Below are 4,396 nucleotides of genomic sequence, written 5' to 3'. Positions count from 1 at the left end.
CGAGGATGATGCCGCACAGACAGATGACAACCACCACCGCAATCACCACCCCACCGCCTGCTGTAGCCGCGGCGGCCAGAGCCTTAGCTGCCGCGATCACGGCGCGGAGTGCGCGGTTTGCCGCCTGTGCGGCCTGCCTGGCGGTCACACGGGCCGCCTTTGTGGCCTTTTGAGTCCGTGCCAGCCTGGCTCCCGCCTCCGCCGCACGGCGGGCCTGTCGGGCCGGAAACGCTCTTGCAGGCGGTTTCCCACCTGGCTTTCCGATCCCAGCCGTTTTGCGAATGGGATGGCCAGCCGATTTGACCGGCACGCCTCGTTCTTTTACTGCCGTCTTTGCGGTGCTGCCCATAGCCTGCCTGGAGGCCTCCACATGAGGCCGGGGCTGCACACGAGAATCACCTGTCTGCCCGGACACCTGATGTGGATGCTTGCGGGCCTCTATACCTTGTGGCCGTTTTCCCGAGGGAGAAGCTACCGAGGGGCCATCCTCTCTTGCGGGCAAGCGCCGCTCCAGTTTCCTGCTGCGGAGAAGGGTGCCCTGGCGCTCCCGCACAAAGAACGCTTTTCCTTGCTGCAAGGCGCTTGGCGGCGTGGCAGGCTCGGGGGCGGCTTGCATCTTCAGATAGGTGTCCTTAGTCTTGATGTTTCTTTTTTGAGGTGCTTGGGATGTGGACTGTAGCTGGGTGCGGCTTCTGCCTGCACTTTGTGCCTGGATCTGACTCCCCGTTTCTTTGGCACGGAGATGGCCCTGTGGAGACGGAACACTGCCATCCCCTGGCCTTGCTGCTTCGGGAGGAGCATGACGGCCAAAATATTCGCCCTTGCCTGTATCCGAGGTGTGTTGTGTGCCCTTTTTCTTTTTCCCAAGCAGGCGTTCTGCCATATGCTCCGCCCGTTTGGCACCGCCTACTTCAGCATCCCCAAGCTGATCGCCGCCGAAATCATCTCGCTGTCCATGCTGGGCAGTGTCTCGCAGCTGTCCCCGCAGGCGTTCTGTGCCGTCATCCAGGCCGCGGCGGATCAGTTCTTTTGGCGCGGACTTGACCCTCTCTTTCAAAGTGTGCTGTACCTGGGGCTTTTCTTTGATCTTATCGATGTATCTCACCTCGATCCAGCAGGGAGGGGCCTTGGCCCCTCCCTGCTTTTGTTACGCGGCCAAGTCAGAGGGCTTGGTGGTCATCCATTGGTAGAGCTGCGTATGCTTGGGGAAATTGTCCATAAACGGTACAATGGCGCTGCCACACTTGATGAGGCCGCGCCCGAAGTCCACATTGGTGATGTAGGAGAGCTGGTTGTCGGAGATGTTCAGCAGCCTGGCCAATTCCACCCGGTCCGTGCTGGCCTGGTTGAGCATGACCAGAAATTCGCTGTTTGCCAGCATGGTCCGTGCTGTGTGCGATTGGAGTAGATCGTCCACATTCTGGGTCAGGCCAGTACAGCAGGCACCGTACTTTCGGACTCGCTTCCAAAGGGTGAACAGGAAATTGGCGCTGTACTCATGTTGGAACAGCAGATAAATCTCGTCGATGTAGATCCAGGTGTTGCGTCCCAAGCGGCGGTTGCGTGTGATTCGGTTAAGAAAGCTGTCCAGGATCACCAGCATGCCCATAGAGAGCAGTTGCTTGCCCAGCTTTCGGATATCATAACAGGTGATGCGGGAGTTGGTATCTACATTGGTAGGCTTGGCAAAGGTATTGAGGCTGCCCTCCGTGAACAGTTCCAGGGCCAGAGCCACATCCCGCGCCTCTGCCTCCGGCTGACGCAGCAATTCCGCATGGAAGTCCTGAAGCGTAGGCGCTTTGCCACGGCAGCCATCTCGCACGTAGTCGTGGTAGCACTGTGCCGTACAGCGGTCGATGATGGACTTTTCCTTGGCGGACAGTTTCCCAGCCCCCACAGACTGCTCACAGAGGGAAAGCAGGAACTCCGATTTCAACACAACAGGGTTTTCACCCTCGCCGTAACCCTGTTCCATGTCCATGGCGTTGATGTGGTTGCTGGAAGTAGCGGAGATCTCCACCACCTCGCCACCCAGCCCCTCGACCAGAGGACGGTATTCCGACTCCGGGTCGATGATTAGGATGTCATCCTGAGTGGAGAGCGCCAGAGCTACCATTTCTCGTTTGGCGGTGAAAGATTTGCCGGAGCCAGACACACCCAGGACAAATCCGTTGCCGTTGAGGAGCTGCTTGCGGTCGGCAATGATGAGATTTTTGCTGATGACATTCTGTCCATAGTAGATGCCGCCCCGGTCTCGGATCTCCTGTGCCTTAAAAGGCATCAGGACAGCCAGAGCCTCGGTGGTCAAAGTGCGTAGGGCATCGATTCGCCGCAGGCCCATGGGAAGGGCAGTGACAAGACCTGCATCCTGCTGCCAGTTCAATGTACTGAGCTGACACAGATGCTTGCGAGCAATGGACTGGAGCGTTTCAGTGTCGCTGTCCAGTTCCTCCTTGCTGTCGGCCAGATGCACCAGCGTCACCACGGCAAACATCATCCGCTGATCCCGTGTGGTCAGGTCATCCAGCATTTCCCGCGTCTCTTTCCGCTGCTGCTCCAGGTCGTAGGGCACCACCGCGGAGAAGTTGTTGTTGCTGTTCTGCCGCCGCTGCCAGTTGGTGACGTTGGTCTCCACCCCCAGCAGGCGGTTCTGCATTTCACGCACGGCCTCATCGGTGGGGACAGGGATCACATCGATGGACAGCATCATGGTGCGGTTCAGGCTGGTCAGTTCATTGATCATGGAGTCCTTGATATAGCTGGCATACTCCTTGAGGAACATGGCCCGCCCATACTTGTTACCCATGATGAAGAAGTCTTTCTGAAATTCCAGACTGTCCGGGCAAACGGTATCTTTGAAGGAGTGGCCCGTTCTCATGCACTCCCGCAGATCTATATGGAACTGGGACTCCTCGCCTACCCGGTAGAAATCGTGCAGGACACGCAGCCGTCCCACCGCATCCAACTCCTCACAATGGGAATCCAGATGATTGAGCCGGGTGGTCACATCATTCATGACCCGGTCAAAGAAGGTGCGGGCCTCCTCGGGCGTTTTCTTATGGGCGGATACTGTGACATATCGCTCCTGCACCATGCTGTTGGAGGAGTCGGTGACCTTGTCCAGCAGCATGGCGTTGTACTCCGAACGGCCCCCGTCCAGATGATCCCCCTGGGGTGGGATCAGGATCTCCTGCTCGAAGTTGCGGCGGTTGAGCCGCTTGTTGTTGATGGTAATTTTGGTGGTAGAGCCAGTGTCCAGGGCGTTGAGCAGTTCAGAGTAGCCCAGGAACATAGAGGTCTTGTCCTCCTTGGAAGCGATGGCATAGTTGATATCGGAAAAGCGGACGGTTTTCGAGAATTTGCTGCCGAACTGAAAAAGCCCATCCGGCCAGAGGCGCTGGATGGGGATGGTATCCTGTACGGATCTGGGGATTGTAAGATGCTCCTTGTCCTGTTTGAGCGTATTTTGCAGGGTCTTAATCAAGTTTGATGGCCTCCTTTATCGACGAGTGTTCCATGAGTTTGACATAGAGATTGTCCGATTGGAAAGAAAGCCGTTTGGGCATGAGAAATTCCGAGCGGATATAGGCCATAAGAAAACGTTCCAGAGTCATGCCGTTATAGGTAAAAAAACCGCCCAGAGCGAAAGGAAACGCAGCCAGGATACAAACCCAGCCGATCTCGCCTGTCCCAAGCACCGGACGCAGACAAAAGTACACGGCCAGCGCCACCAGAACGGCCAGCAGGGCAAACAAAAATTGCCGCAGGGACAGGCCGAAGAATAGGCTTTCCTGATAATTCCGTACCTCTTTATTGATGCGGACCTCCAAGGTCTCACCTCCTACATTTCTGCTTAGTTTTCATGGACAGACCGTTGCAAAGCCTGCCCGGCTATGGTACCATTTGCTCAACTTAGAAAGGGAGTGGAGCGTATGGCATACTTGATCCTCGGGATTGTAATGATTTTTCTCTCCATTGTGTTCCGGTTGGCAGCCGTGTTTCGCCTGACCATCCCACTGGTTTATGCACTGATCGTCCCCACGGTTTTCCATGAATGGTACTATGCTAATCAGACTCTGGCCAACGTCATTTGGTATGCGCTGCTGGCGGTGGTAGTCCTGTCCTGGGTAATCTCCCTGGTTCGGAAGATCCGTGGCATTCTGCTCCGGCGGAGGGAGGACAAGATGCTGGAGCTTATCGTGCTCAACCGTATGCGGGAGGCACAAATGTATGGGAAACCAGAACCGGATGGAGGATATAAGATCCAGGTGGATGACCTGTTTGACGATAACTAACCAAGCCCCATCAATTCCCGGATGATCCGGTCGCTCATCTTGATCGAGCCTACCAGCACCAGCATATTGAAGATCAATTCTCCAATGTAGTTCCAGACCAG

General features: G+C 56.2%; 3 protein-coding genes and 1 pseudogene. 1 reads left to right on the top strand and 3 read right to left on the bottom strand.

Translation table 11 applies throughout. The features are described from left to right. From B5F88_RS18455 to B5F88_RS18445, 3 genes and pseudogenes are all read right to left on the bottom strand, one after another. Positions 1-1,105 (bottom strand): annotated as a pseudogene (locus tag B5F88_RS18455) (peptidoglycan endopeptidase); the annotation flags it as partial. A 42-nt stretch (positions 1,106-1,147) separates the two neighbouring features. Then, positions 1,148-3,484 (bottom strand): DUF87 domain-containing protein, encoded by a 2,337-nt coding sequence (locus tag B5F88_RS18450; RefSeq protein WP_087348913.1) that lies wholly within the window; start codon positions 3,482-3,484, stop codon positions 1,148-1,150. Further along, positions 3,477-3,830, bottom strand: coding sequence for a PrgI family protein (locus tag B5F88_RS18445; protein ID WP_087348910.1), 354 nt, complete (start codon positions 3,828-3,830; stop codon positions 3,477-3,479). The genes B5F88_RS18450 and B5F88_RS18445 overlap by 8 nt, the downstream gene beginning before the upstream one ends. A 102-nt stretch (positions 3,831-3,932) precedes the next feature. On the opposite strand from B5F88_RS18445, the gene B5F88_RS18440 reads away from it, so the two are divergent. Beyond that, entirely contained in the window at positions 3,933-4,295 is a 363-nt protein-coding gene (locus B5F88_RS18440) for a molecular chaperone GrpE (RefSeq protein WP_242959886.1), read from the top strand. Positions 4,296-4,396 lie beyond the last annotated feature (101 nt).

The sequence above is a fragment of the Flavonifractor sp. An306 genome (assembly GCF_002159455.1).
Classification (GTDB): domain Bacteria; phylum Bacillota; class Clostridia; order Oscillospirales; family Oscillospiraceae; genus Flavonifractor.
Note: the sequence above shows the minus strand (reverse complement) of the source record. Positions and strands in the feature narration are given on the sequence as shown.